Origin of the sequence: Streptomyces sp. NPDC020422, assembly GCF_044386705.1 — a bacterium.
Lineage (GTDB): Bacteria > Actinomycetota > Actinomycetes > Streptomycetales > Streptomycetaceae > Streptomyces.
The window spans coordinates 368,390-381,016 of the sequence record NZ_JBIRVJ010000007.1; the positions used below are offsets into that span (position 1 = coordinate 368,390).

Annotated in this window: 11 protein-coding genes; 10 read left to right on the forward strand and 1 reads right to left on the reverse strand. The window is 71.7% G+C overall.

Features of this window, described 5'->3' with window-relative positions; translation table 11 throughout:
• Positions 1–151 precede the first annotated feature (151 nt).
• The 10 genes from ACH414_RS21300 (at position 152) to ACH414_RS21345 (ending at position 10,823) form a co-directional block, all read left to right on the forward strand.
• A complete protein-coding gene (locus ACH414_RS21300; protein ID WP_398942895.1) occupies positions 152–1,504 on the forward strand; it encodes an aminotransferase class V-fold PLP-dependent enzyme in 1,353 nt (450 codons plus the stop codon).
• A gap of 298 nt (positions 1,505–1,802) precedes the next feature.
• Positions 1,803–2,741 (forward strand): L-tyrosine/L-tryptophan isonitrile synthase family protein, encoded by a 939-nt coding sequence (locus ACH414_RS21305; RefSeq protein WP_398942896.1) that lies wholly within the window; start codon positions 1,803–1,805, stop codon positions 2,739–2,741.
• Positions 2,742–2,753: 12 nt separating this feature from the next.
• Complete coding sequence (locus ACH414_RS21310; protein ID WP_398942897.1) at positions 2,754–3,599, forward strand: TauD/TfdA dioxygenase family protein; 846 nt, start codon at positions 2,754–2,756, stop codon at positions 3,597–3,599.
• Entirely contained in the window at positions 3,599–4,735 is a 1,137-nt protein-coding gene (locus ACH414_RS21315) for an LLM class flavin-dependent oxidoreductase (protein ID WP_398942898.1), read from the forward strand. The genes ACH414_RS21310 and ACH414_RS21315 overlap by 1 nt, the downstream gene beginning before the upstream one ends.
• A complete protein-coding gene (locus ACH414_RS21320) occupies positions 4,732–5,970 on the forward strand; it encodes a styrene monooxygenase/indole monooxygenase family protein (RefSeq protein WP_398942900.1) in 1,239 nt (412 codons plus the stop codon). The genes ACH414_RS21315 and ACH414_RS21320 overlap by 4 nt, the downstream gene beginning before the upstream one ends.
• 61 nt (positions 5,971–6,031) lie before the next feature.
• Positions 6,032–7,222 (forward strand): MFS transporter, encoded by a 1,191-nt coding sequence (locus ACH414_RS21325; RefSeq protein WP_382536501.1) that lies wholly within the window; start codon positions 6,032–6,034, stop codon positions 7,220–7,222.
• A gap of 63 nt (positions 7,223–7,285) precedes the next feature.
• Positions 7,286–8,272 carry a sulfurtransferase gene (locus tag ACH414_RS21330; protein WP_398942902.1) on the forward strand — a complete coding sequence of 329 codons (987 nt, stop codon included), beginning with the start codon at positions 7,286–7,288 and terminating at the stop codon, positions 8,270–8,272.
• Entirely contained in the window at positions 8,269–9,414 is a 1,146-nt protein-coding gene (locus ACH414_RS21335; RefSeq protein WP_386561343.1) for an acyl-CoA dehydrogenase family protein, read from the forward strand. Before ACH414_RS21330 ends, ACH414_RS21335 begins: the two co-directional genes overlap by 4 nt.
• Before the next feature lie 124 nt (positions 9,415–9,538).
• Complete coding sequence (locus ACH414_RS21340) at positions 9,539–10,297, forward strand: NADPH-dependent F420 reductase (protein WP_398942904.1); 759 nt, start codon at positions 9,539–9,541, stop codon at positions 10,295–10,297.
• A gap of 76 nt (positions 10,298–10,373) precedes the next feature.
• Positions 10,374–10,823, forward strand: a complete 450-nt coding sequence (locus ACH414_RS21345) for a flavin reductase family protein (RefSeq protein ID WP_382536490.1) — start codon at positions 10,374–10,376, stop codon at positions 10,821–10,823.
• A 69-nt stretch (positions 10,824–10,892) separates the two neighbouring features.
• On the opposite strand, the gene ACH414_RS21350 is transcribed toward ACH414_RS21345, so the two are convergent.
• A complete protein-coding gene (locus ACH414_RS21350) occupies positions 10,893–12,590 on the reverse strand; it encodes an ABC transporter family substrate-binding protein (RefSeq protein ID WP_398942907.1) in 1,698 nt (565 codons plus the stop codon).
• Positions 12,591–12,627 lie beyond the last annotated feature (37 nt).

Genomic DNA, 12,627 nt, shown 5'->3' on the forward strand with positions numbered 1-12,627 from the left:
CGGCCGTACCGCCCGTCGACACAACCTCCAGCTGCTCACTCTTGCGCGTCGTGAAAAGACTCTGTGCGCGCTTCGCGCACAAAGGGAACCGTCCGCTCAGTGCCGTGCAAAACGTGTCGCCACGCCGAATGAATGGCAATGGAGGGTCGGTATGTCGAGGGAATCAATTGTGAGCACCGGCATCGCGCGCATTCCGGGCGTCGTGGGCGCGGATCTGAAGGTGCCCCTGGTCGACGGACGGTGGACGACCCCGGCCGGCCTCGACCACGCGGCGAGCGCCCCCTGTCTCACCGCCGTGCAGGAAGGGGTGAACCGCTTGCTGCCCTGGTACAGCAGTGTGCACCGCGGCTCCGGATTCACCTCCCAGGTCTCCACCCGGGTCTACGAGCAGGCCAGGGCCTCCGTGCGCGACTTCGTGGGCGCCGGCCCCGAGACCTCCGTGCTCTTCACCCGCAACACCACCGACGCGCTGAACCTCCTGGCGCGTGCGCTGCCACCGCGGACGACGGTGTTCCGGTTCTCGGCCGACCACCATGCCGCGCTGCTGCCGTGGCGCGACGCCGAGGTCCGGCGGCTCGCGGTGCCGGCCGGTCCGGACGAGGCCGCGCGGCTGCTCGACGCGGCGCTGGCCGACGCGCCCGAGGGGCCGCGGCTCGTGGTGATCACCAGCGTCTCCAACGTCACCGGAGAGGTGTGGCCGGTGGCCGAGCTCGTCGAGGTCGCCCGCCGGCACGGCGCGCGGACGGTGCTCGACGCCGCCCAGCTCGTACCGCACCGGCCCCTCGACGCGACCGCGCTGGGCGTGGACTGGGTGGTGCTGTCCGGGCACAAGCTCTACGCCCCCTTCGGCGCGGGGGCCCTGGTGGGCGCGTCCGACTGGCTGGCCGACGCCGAGCCCTATCTGGCCGGCGGCGGGGCGAGCGCACGCGTGGCCGAGGAGGCCGGCCGGGAGACCGTGACCTGGTCGAAGCTGCCGCACCGGCACGAGGCGGGCTCGCCGAACGTGGTGGGCGCCCATGCGATGGCCCTGGCCTGCGACACCCTCACGGCGGCGGGCTGGGACGCGATCGTCGCCCATGAGCAGGCGCTCGCCGGCCGGCTGCGCGAGGGCCTGGCCGCGCTGCCCGGGGTGCGGCTGCTCGGGATGTGGGGTCCCGACCACCCGAGGATCGGCGTCGTCTCGTTCACCCTCGCGGACCGCGCCGGTGGCGTCGTCGACCAGGAGCTGATCGCGACCGCGCTCGCCGCGGAGCACGGGATCGGCATCCGCCACGGCGCCTTCTGCGCGCACCAGGCCGTGCGCCACCTGGCCGGCGGCGCCGACGGGGCCGCCCGCGCGCTGCGGGCCAGCGTCGGCCTGGGCACCACCGCCGAGCACGTCGAGCGGTTCCTGGCGGCGCTCGAAGGCCTGCTGAACGACGGTCCGCGGTGGGCGTACAAGCGTTCCGACGACGGCTGGGTGCCGGTGCCCGACCCCCGGCCCGAGCCGGACTTCCTGCGCTGACCCAAGGTTAATCCTTCCCTTATCGGTCGGCGTTCGAATCTAATCGCTCGGCTATTGCAGCCCCATCCTGGCTGTGGAAACGTAAGCGGCGCCTCGAAGGGGTCGACCGAAGTCGATTCACCCTTCCGCAAAAGAGTCGTGCACAAAGTCGTGCGCAAAGTCGTGCACCAGGGTCGTGCACGGAAGTCGTGTACCGGAGTCATCCGCCAATTCCATATCCGTGTTTTCTCGACGGGGGAGTCGAATGAGTACGCATCCGATAGGGGATAGATCTCGCACGGAGTCGGCCGAAAAGATCGTGAAACTGCTGTACTACTTCCGCCGCACCGAGAAGGAATCCGGTGGGATGGTCGACGAAGAGGAGTGTCTCACCTCGCCCTGTACGTCCTGTCTCGAGGAACACCGCGCCAAAGTCGAGTACTTCATCCGCAGGTCGGAGCCGATTCACCTGGTCCTGCCCGCCTTCCCCGCCAAGTCGCCCAACCTCACCAAGGTGTTGGGGCAGCTCCCGGACATGGGCGAGTACGTGGGTCTGAGCTCGCTGCAGTCGCTGTGCGACTACATCGGTCACTTCCACCGCGCCGGCGCACGGCTCACCATCTGCTCGGACGGGCACGTCTTCGGTGACGTGGTCGGCGTGACCGACGAGGCCGTCACCGAATACCGCGTGTGCCTCGCGGAGATGATCGAGTCGGCCAACCTGTCGGCGCTCGGCCTCTACGGCCTGGACGACGCCTTCGGCGGGGTCGACTACCCGAAGCTGCGTCAGATGCTCGAAGCCAACTACGCCCCGTCGGTGGAAGAACTCAAGGAAGACGTGCGCACCGACAGCGGAACCCGCGCCCTGTTCAACGGAATCCACCGCTTCATGTTCGAGGACGCCGTGGGAGTCAGAGGCGGCACGGCCTCGCGTACGGCACTGCGCAACGAGTCCAAGGAACTGGCCTACCAGACCATCAGCCGGAGCAATGCCTGGAGCCGTGTGGTCGCCGAGCGGTTCCCCGAGGCCGTCCGGCTCTCCATTCACCCGCAGTCGCCGCATTCGAAGAAGCTCGGCGTGCGGCTGCTGCGCACCCGGGACGCCTGGCTGACGCCGTGGCACGGCGTCGTGCTCGACGACGGCGCCAAGCTCTCGCTGGTCAAGAGATGGGACGCGGAGAAGCTCGAAGCCTCCGTCGTCTGGCGCAACGGCCGCCCGAGCCACTTCGTCGCCCCCCAGCCGGACCTCACCTCCTAGAAAGGCAACACCGTGACGAATTCGGCGCCTTCGCCGGCCGACAAGAGCTATCCCTGCGGCTCCACCGAGACCACCAAGCTGACCCACACCCCGCTCCGCCCCTTCGGCCGCGTCGTGCGGGCCGCGGGCGGCGGCGCCCGGATCGACGACATCCCCGTCGAGACGCTGCGGCGCTGGACCGAGGAGTCGCGGGTCCTGGTGCTGCGCGGCTTCCAGCTGCTGCCGAAGCAGGACTTCGCCGACTACTGCCGGCTCTGGGGCGAGGTCCTCGCGTGGGAGCCCGGCGAGGTGGTCGACCTCGTCGTCGAGGAGAACCCCAAGAACTACCTGTTCGCCAGCGGCGACGTGCCGTTACACTGGGACGGCGCCTTCGTCGAGGCGGACCCGCGCTACTTCTTCTTCCAGTGCCTGGACGTGACCCCGGGCGTCGGCGGCGAGACGGTCTTCTCCGACACCTCGCGGGTCTACCGGGACGCGGACGACGAGCTGCGCGAGCGCTGGAGCCGCATCAGCATGACGTACTCGACGGACAAGGTCGTGCACTACGGCGGCGAGATCACCGAGCGGCTGGTCTCCCAGCACCCCGCCACCGGCATCCCCGTGCTGCGGTTCGCCGAGCCGCTGTCGCCCCAGGCGTACAAGAACCCGGTGCACGTGAAGGTCCACGGCATCGACGAGTCCGAGGCGGAGGAGTTCCTCGGGGCGCTCGCCGAGCGGGTGCACCGCCCGGAGTACTGCTACGCCCACGACTGGCAGGCCGGCGACATCGTGATCGCGGACAACTTCTCCCTCATCCACGGGCGCAACGCCTTCACCGGCCCGACCAAGCGCCACCTCCAGCGCGTCGAGGTCATCTGATGAGGGTGGGACTGGCGTGGGACGCCGTCGGGCCGGTCGAGGGCGGGCGAGGACTGCTCGACCTCGCGCGCTCCGCCGGGCTCGACACCTTCCTCGTCTTCGACCACCTCATCAACGTCTTCCCGCGGCAGGCCTGGGACACCGACTTCAGCTACGTGGCCGGGGCCCTGCCGACCCCCGACCTGTCGCTCGAATTCGCCACCGTCCTCGGCAACTTCGCCTCGGTCGCCGGTCCCGTACGGCTGGCCGTGGGGGTCACCGACCCGCACCGCAGGCACCCGGCGGTGCTGGCCCAGACCGCGCTGACGCTGGCCCAGTTCACCGAACGCCCGCCCGTCATCGGCATCGGGGCGGGCGCGCGGGAGAACCTCCAGCCCTACGGCATCCGCCCGGACCGCCAGGTGGGCCGGGTCGAGGAGGCGCTGCAGATCCTGCGCATGTTCTTCGACACCGAGGGGCCGCACGACTTCAAGGGCGAGTTCTTCACCCTGGACCAGGCCGTCATGGACCTCCGCGCGCCCGGCGGCGGCGTCCCGGAGATCTGGGTGGGCGGCAGCGGCCCGCGGATGACCGCGCTCGCCGGCCGGTACGGCGACGGCTGGATCCCGTCCGACCTGATGTCGCCCGCGGAGTACGCCCGCCGGCTCTCCGTCGTCCACGCGGCCGCCGTCGCCGCCGGCCGCGACCCCGGCCGGATCGTCGCCGCGGGCGGCATACCGGTCATCGTGGCCGAGACCGACGAGGCGGCCAGGGAACTGTGCCGGGCCACGGCCATCCGCTTCCTCGCCCTGCACGCGGGCGCCGCCCAGTGGCGCGCGTACGGCGTCCCCCACCCCTTCGGCGACGCCTACCAGGGGCTTTCCCATCTGCTGCCGCACCGCCTCACGCGGGAACAGGTCGAGCGGGCCCTCGCCGTCGTGCCGGACGAGCTCGTCGCCGACCTGGCGATCGTCGGCAGCCGAGAGACCGTCCTCGACCGGATCGGCTCGCTCGTCGACGCCGGCCTGCGCCTGCCCGTGCTGATCCCGGTCTCGGCCCTGGCCTCGCCCGAGGCGGCCGGGTACGCCGTGGAGAGCGTGGCCTGGCTGGCCGAGCGGCTGCGGTCGGAGACCCTCGCCGGGGAGGTGACGGCATGACCGGCGCCCGTACGCACGACAGCGCCGGCATCGGCATCATCGGCTCCGGCATCTCCGGGCTCCAACTCGCCCTGCGCCTGCAGCAGCTGGGCGTGGCCGCCACGCTGTACTCCGCGCAGACCGCCGAGGAGCTCGGCTCGACACGACCGAGGAACTTCCCCGCCCGCTTCGCCCCGACGCAGGCCCGCGAGGAGACGCTCGGCGTGCACGCCTGGCAGCACGACGACGCCCGGGTGCACAGCTGGGCGATCACGATCCACGGCGAGGACGCCGACCTGCAGTTCACGGCGGCCCTCAGACCGCCGTCCAGCGTCGTGGACTTCCGCCTCTATCTGCCGCACCTGCTCGACGAGTTCACCCGCCGCGGCGGGGACGTACGGACCGGACCGGTCGCCGTGGACGAGGTCGGCCGACGGCACGGCCTGGTGGTGGTCGCCAACGGCGACCGGTCCATGCGGGACCTGTTCCCGGTGGACGCCGCTCGCTCGCCCTACCCGACACCCCAGCGCATCCTGTGCAGCGGCTTCTACCACGGCATCCGGGAGGACGTCCCGCACCGCCTGGACATCCACTTCCTGCCCGGGATCGGCGAGATCCTGCGGATACCGTTCCTGTCCCGCCTCGGCCCCGCGCACGTGCTCGCGTTCGAGGCGGTGCCGGGCGGCCCGCTGGAGCCGCCCGCCCACCTGGACGCCGCCGCCGACCCCGACGGCTTCCACCGGGAGGTGCTGCGGCTGCTCGCCGCGTACGCGCCGGGTCTGCGCGAACGCGTCGACACCGCGGGCTTCGGCCTCGTCGCCCCCGACGAACTGGCGCAGGGCGGCGTCACCCCGGCGGTCCGCAAGGGCTGGGCCCGTCTCGCCGACGGCACCTGCGCCCTGGCCATCGGGGACGCCTGGATCACCAACGACCCGCTCACGGCCCAGGGCGCCAACCTCGGCTCCCACACCGCGTTCGCCCTGGCCGACCTCATCGCCTCGGCCGACGGACCGTTCGACGCCGCCTTCTGCCGCGACGCCTCGGCCCGGCTGTGGGAGCACGCCCGCCACGTCGTCGAGTGGAGCAACGCCTTCCTGGCACCGCCCCCGCCGCACGTCCTCGGCCTGTTCGGCCGGGCTGCGGGCGACCGGCAGGTCGCCGACGCCTTCGTCAGCCGCTTCCACGACCCGGTGGCGATGTGGGGCGTCCTGGCCAGCCCCGAAGGGGTCGACTCCTTCGTCAAGAGCTGCACCTGAGGCGGTCGGCACGCCACGGCCGACCGACAAACGCACCACCGATTCAGATGTGAGAGTGAACATGCCTATCCGTGTCCTGTCCCTCATGCTGTGCGTATTCGGCATCACCACGGGTGAGTTCGTGATCGCCGGCATCCTGCCGGACGTCGCGAACGGCCTCGAGGTGTCGATTCCGGCCGCCGGTCTCCTCGTCACGGCGTACGCCATCGGGATGATCTTCGGTGGCCCGGTGGTGACCGCCCTCACCGCCCGGTACCCGCGGAAGCAGCTGATCCTGGTCCTGCTGGTGGTCGCGATCCTCGGCAACCTGGCCTCCGCGCTCGCGCCCGTCTACGGCGTGGCGCTCGTGGCGAGGGTCATCACGGCCCTGGTGACCTCGACGTTCTTCGCCAACGCGATCGTCATCGCCACCTCGACCGTGCCGCCGGAGAAGGCCGCCTCCACCGTCTCGAAGCTGATCCTCGGCATGAACCTCGCGATGATCCTCGGCGCCCCGCTGGGCACCTTCGTCGGCAACAGCCTCGGCTGGCGCGCCACGTTCGTCGCCATCGCCCTCACCTGCGCCCTCGGCCTGCTGATGGTGGCGCGCTTCGTGCCCGCCCTGCCCAACTCCACCTCCACCTCGGCCTTCGGCGAACTGCGGGTGCTCAAGAACGCCCCCGTGCAGCTGGCCATCCTGGTCACCGTCGTCGGCAACGCCGGCCTGCTCATCGTCTTCACCTACTTCGCCCCGCTGCTGACCGACATCTCCGGATTCACCACCGCCGCCGTGCCGGTCCTGCTGCTCGTGTACGGCGTCGGCGCGACCGTCGGCAACCTCGCCGGCGGCTGGCTCGCCGACCGCGCGCTGATGCCCTCGCTGGTCGGCCTGCTCGCCGCGCTGGCCGCGGCCCTGCTGGGCATGTGGGCGGTCGGCGCCAGCCTCGTGGGCAGCGCGGTCATGGTCTTCCTCCTCGGCGCGCTGGGCTTCTCGATCGTCCCCGGCACCCAGGCGCGGGTGCTCGGCACCGCCCAGCAGGCACCCACCCTGGCGCTCGCCGTGAACTCCTCCGCCTACCAGCTCGCCGCGGCGTTCGCCTCCTGGCTCGGCGGCCGGATCATCGACGGCGAACTGGGGCTGCGCGGCATCTACCCGGTCGCCGCCGCCATCACCGCCCTCGGCATCCTGACCTGCCTGTTCGCCTGGTTCCGTGACCGCCGGGCGGCCGGCGCCAAGGGCGCGGAGACGAACCCCGAGGTCTCGGTGGCGTGAGACGCCCCCCGAGCCCCCGAAGCCCCCGGTCGGCGTGGCCGCCCAACCGCAAAGGAGCGCACCATGGCGCGTGAATCCGTTCTGGTCACCGGAGAGTGGGCCACCGCCCACCTCGGTGAGCCGGGCCTGGTCTTCGTCGAAACCGGGAACAGCGACGCCGACTACCGCAAGGGCCATGTGCCCGGCGCCGTCTGGATCGGCTGGGACGAGTTCCAGGACCGGGTACGCCTGGGCGTCGTCGACCGGGGCGCCTTCGAGGAACTGCTCGGCGCGAAGGGCATCGGCGACGACGACACCGTCGTGCTCTACTCGCCGAACTCCAACATGCTCGCCGCGCTGGCGTTCTGGTACTTCAGGCTCTACGGGCACCGCTCGCTGAAGCTGATCGACGGCGGCCGGGAGAAGTGGCAGCGCGACGGGCACCCGCTCACCGCCGAGGAGACCGTCCGCGCGGCCACGCGCTATCACGCCGAGGAGCCCGACGGCTCCGTCCGGGCCACCCGGGACGACGTGCTCGCCGCGATCGGCGCCAAGAACCTGATCGACGTGCGCACGCCGGACGAGTACGCGGGCCGCGTCTTCGCCCCGGGCTTCGCCGGCGAGGCGTTCACCCCCGGCAACAGCCCGCACGACGTGGCCCAGCGCGCCGGCCACGTGCCAGGCGCGGTCAACCTCGGGTGGGAGCAGGCCCTCGCCGAGGACGGCTCCTTCAGGACCGGCGAGGAGCTGGCGCGTGTGTACCGGGACCTGGACCCGGCGCGCGGCTCCCTCACCTACTGCTGGGTGGGCGCGCGCTCGGCGCACTCCTGGTTCGTCCTGAGCCAGCTGCTCGACTGGCCGGACGTCAAGAACTACGACGGGTCGTGGGGCGAGTACGGCTCCCTGATGGGCGTGCCCGTCGTACGCGGCGACGCTCCGACGGACGCCACGCACACGGCACACACGCCCCAGGAGACGCACGAGACGCACGAGACGCACGAGGTGCACGAGGTGCACGAGACGCACGCGACCGATGAGACCGACGAGATAACCGGAAGGGATCCGCGATGAGCTCCGACGTCCTCACCGCTCTCACCGCCCTGGCGCCGCAGCTGCGCGGCGCCGCCGCCCAGGCCGACGCCGACCGCCGGCTCTCCGACGCCTCGGTGGCCGCCCTGCGGGAGGCGGGGGTGTTCCGCACCGCCACGCCCAAGCGGTACGGCGGCGGCGAGGCGTCGCTGCGCACGCACCTGGAGCTGGCTTCCGCCGTGGCCGCGATCGACGGCGGCGCCGGCTGGCTGACCTCGCTGTGGAACGGCAACAGCTGGTGCGTGGCGCTCTTCCCCGAGCAGGCGCAGGACGACGTGTGGGGCGCGGACCCCGACGCCCTGGTCAGCGGCACCCTCAAGCCCAGCGGCCCGGTGCGCAAGGTGTCCGGCGGTTACCGGCTCAGCGGCGGCTGGAGCTACGCCTCCGGGATATGGCACGCGTCGTGGGTCATCGCCTCCGTGGTGCTGGAGGACGGCCCCGCGGCCCTCCTGGTGCCGCGGGAGGACTACGAGATCGTCGACGAGTGGCACATGGCCGGCATGCGCTCGACCGGCAGCAACCGCTACGTCGTCGACGACGCCTTCGTACCCGACCACCGCGTGCTGCGGCTCGGCCCGCTCGTCGGCGGCGCCAACGTCAGCCCCGGCGTCCCCGCCGCGTACCGCAACGCCATCGTGCCCTCGCTCGTCCTCATGGTGGCCGGCCCTCAACTCGGGCTCGGCCGGGCCGCGCTCGCCCACGTCGTCGAGGCCGCCGACCACAAGGGCATCGCCTTCACCACCTTCGCCCGCCAGAGCGACTCCGTGGCCTTCCAGCTCCAGATCGCCGAGGCCGCGACCGCCCTGGACACCGCCGAACTGCACGCGTACCGCGCGGCCGACGCCCTCGACCGGCACGCCGCCGAGGCCGTCTACCCGGCGGAGCTGCTCCGCGCCCGCTACCGCGCCGACGCCGCCGTGGCCGCCCGCCAGGTGGGCCGTGCCCTGGACACCCTGCTGACCGCCCACGGTTCGAGCGGCCTCGCCGACGCGAGCCCGCTCCAGCGGATCTGGCGGGACGCCAGCGTGGCCGCCCGCCACGGGATGCTCATCCCGCAGGTCAACCTGGAGGTCTACGGCGCGGCCCTGCTGGGCGCCGAGAACACCGTGAGCCCGTTCGTCTGACGGGATCCGCCCCGGAACGACCCCGGTCGGTGACCCTGGTCAGGGACCGGGCCTGGTGGTCGGCCGCGCGGGCAGCAGCCCGCGCGGCCGACCGCACTTTCCACGGAGTAAGGAGAAAGACATCGTGACGAAGACCCTCGGTCTCATCGGCAGCGGAATGATCGGCGGCATGCTCGCCCGCCTCGCCGTGGCGGCCGGCCTGGACGTCGTACTGAGCAACTCCCGCGGCCCACAGACGCTCGCCGACCTCGTCGGCGAACTCGGCCCGCAGGCCCGGGCGGCCACCCCCGCCGAAGCCGCCCGGGCCGGCGACCTCGTGGTGGCCACGATCCCGCTGGGCGCCTACGACCGGCTGCCCGCCGACGCCCTCGCGGGCAGGACGGTCATCGACACGATGAACTACTACCCGGAGCGCGACGGCGCCATCGCCGGCCTCGACACGCGCGAGGCGACCTCCAGCGCCCTGGTGCAGCGCCACCTGGTCGACTCCCGCGTCGTGAAGGCGTGCAACAACATCTTCTTCTTCAGCCTGCTCACCGCCGCCCGGCCGGCCGGCTCACCCGATCGCAGCGCCCTGCCCATCGCCGGTGACGACCCCGCCGCCAAGGCCGAGGTGGCGGAGCTGCTCGACGCCCTCGGCTACGACACGGTGGACATCGGCACCCTCGCCGACAGCTGGCGCAGCGAGCCCGGCACCCCGGTCTACGTCCGGCCGTACTTCCCGGGCCGGCCGCCCTTCGGCGCGAGTCAGGAGGTCTTCCAGCGCTGGTTCCGCGAATCCCCGGCGCCCGCGGTCTCCGCCGCCCGGGTGAAGGAGCTGACGGCCCTCGCCCTGCGCGACCACGCGGGGGAGCGGCTGCCGGGGACGCTCACGTCCGACTGACCTTTCTTTCTCGCAGAGGGGGATTGCGGTGTCCGCGTCCGACGGGGGACCCACGCCGGCTTCGTTCCGGCAGACCATGTCCAGGCTCGCCTCCGGTGTCGTCGTGCTGTCCGTCGGCGAGCCCCATGTCCACGCGATGACCGCGAACGCGTTCGGATCGGTGTCGCTCGATCCGCCGCTCGTCCAGTGCTGCGTCGCCCACACCGCCGTCATGCACGACAAGATCGCCCGGTCCCGCAGCTTCGGCGTCTCGATCCTGGGCGCCCGGCAGGAGGCCCTGGCCCGCCACTTCGCCGACAAGGCCAGGCCGCTCGGCCTGGCCCAGTTCGACGGCGTCGCCTGGAACCCCGGCCCGCTGACGGGCGCCCCGCTGCTGCCGGGCGCGCTGGCGTGGATGGAGTGCAAGCTCGTCGAGTCGTACGTCGCCGGTGACCACTCGCTGTTCGTCGGAGAGGTGCTCTCCTCGGCCACCGGCGACGGCGACGACGCCCTGCTGTTCTACGCGGGCCGCTTCAGCGGCACCTGAAGGCGCCCGAAGGCTTCCGCACGCGCCCGAACGCGCCCGGAGCGGGGCCGCGGCGCGCCCGGAGGACTACTACTTCTGCCAGCCCACCGTCTCCGGCAGCGGCGTGCCGAAGATGGTCGCGCCGACGTTGGCCAGTCCGTTCCTCACGCCGTAGATGGACGGGCCGCTGAACAGCGGCAGATAGCCGTACTGCGCCAGGGCCTTGCGCTCGACGGCGTTGGCCTCGGCGGTCTGCCGGACGGGGTCGGCGATCGCGGAGACGGCGCGGATCTCCTTGTCGAGCGCGGGGTTGCCGATGCTCACGATGTTGGAGCCGCTGTCGGTGCAGTAGAACTCGCACAGGTAGCGGGCGCCGAACGGGTCGGAGGAGCGGTTGCCGACGAGGAAGATGTCGAAGCTGCGGTCGGTGAGGATCCTGGCGAAGTCCGCGTCCGTGGAGTTCTTCAGCTCGACCTGGATGCCCACCGGCTTGAGCATCTGCACGAGGGCGCCCGCGGTGGCCTTCTCCAGCGGGTCGTCGCCGCGCAGGGTGTAGGTGACGGTGAGCTTCTTGCCGTCCTTCTCGCGGATGCCGTCGCCGCCGGGCTTCCAGCCCGCGGCGTCCAGGGTCCTCTTCGCGTCCTCCGGGTCGTGCTTGATCACGGCGCCGACGTTGTCGGAGTAGCCCTTCTGGAAGCTGAAGAGCAGCAGGGAGCCGGGCAGGGGCTCGCTGTAGTCGCCCAGGCCCTGGAACTGGATCTTGGCGATCTGGGCCCGGTCGACGCTCTCCAGGAGCGCCTTGCGCACCTGGACGTCCTGCAGGTTGGGCGACTTGGCGTTGACGTAGAAGGAGTACGCGAACGGGCTGCCGCCCTGCCGGATCTCGGTGCCCTGGACGCCGGAGAGGCGCTTCAGGCCCTCGGCGTCGCCGGCGGACGAGTAGTCGATCTGGCCGTTCCTGAAGGCGTTGGCCGCCGCGGCCGACTCCAGGTTGACGTAGACGCGCCGGTCCAACCGGCCCTTCTTCCCCCACCACTTGGGGTTGCGCACGAAGGTGAGGTCGCCGGCCTTGGCGTCGAACGTGCCCACGGTGTACGGGCCGGCGCCCCACTCCGGGTGGACCTTCTTGACGTAGGCGTCGTTGTATCCGGCGACGGTCGCCGCCTTGGGGTGCAGAAACGTCGTGAACAGGCTCGACCACCAGGGGGCGACGCCCTTGAAGTCGATGACGGCCTGCTTGTCGTCCTTGCCCCGGGTGACGGAGGCGATCTGGGCGTAGCCCTCGGTCTCGGCGGCGTTGTACTTCTTGTCCGTGCCGTTGTTGGCCTGCCAGGTGGCCTTGACGGCCGTCCAGTCGATCGGGGTGCCGTCGTTGTAGGTGGCCTTGGGGTTGAGGGTGAGGACCACCCGCTGGTTCTTCCCCCCGGCGACGCTGACCTTCACGTCGCTGAGGTAGTCCGGGTTGTACTGCACCTCGCCGGTGGGGGAGTACGTGATGACGTCCGGGTTGTACCAGAACCAGACGCGCTTGGCGGTGAGCGTCGCGTTGGCGTTGAACGGGTTGCCCTGGTCGTCGATGGTCCCCGCCGTGGTGTACGTCCCGCCCTCCTTGACGTTCTCGTAGGGCTGGGGGTTGTAGTCGACCTTCGCCGAGGCGGCGGCGGGGGTCGCGCCCTTGCCGGCGCCCTTCCCGGCGCCCGCGCCGGACTCGGGGGTGCTGCAGGCCGAGAGGGCGAGCGCGAGGGCCGCGGTGAGGGCGGCGGTGGGGACGGCGATTCTCGATCGCATGGCGGGGTGGATCCTCATTCCTTCATCGGGTGCGGCG

Coding starts and splice junctions, on each gene's coding strand:
- ACH414_RS21300 (WP_398942895.1), top strand. CDS start 152: ATGTCGAGGGAATCAATTGTGAGCACCGGCATCGCGCGCATTCCGGGC.
- ACH414_RS21315 (WP_398942898.1), top strand. CDS start 3,599: ATGAGGGTGGGACTGGCGTGGGACGCCGTCGGGCCGGTCGAGGGCGGG.
- ACH414_RS21320 (WP_398942900.1), top strand. CDS start 4,732: ATGACCGGCGCCCGTACGCACGACAGCGCCGGCATCGGCATCATCGGC.
- ACH414_RS21325 (WP_382536501.1), top strand. CDS start 6,032: ATGCCTATCCGTGTCCTGTCCCTCATGCTGTGCGTATTCGGCATCACC.
- ACH414_RS21330 (WP_398942902.1), top strand. CDS start 7,286: ATGGCGCGTGAATCCGTTCTGGTCACCGGAGAGTGGGCCACCGCCCAC.
- ACH414_RS21335 (WP_386561343.1), top strand. CDS start 8,269: ATGAGCTCCGACGTCCTCACCGCTCTCACCGCCCTGGCGCCGCAGCTG.
- ACH414_RS21345 (WP_382536490.1), top strand. CDS start 10,374: ATGTCCAGGCTCGCCTCCGGTGTCGTCGTGCTGTCCGTCGGCGAGCCC.
- ACH414_RS21350 (WP_398942907.1), bottom strand. CDS start 12,590: ATGCGATCGAGAATCGCCGTCCCCACCGCCGCCCTCACCGCGGCCCTC.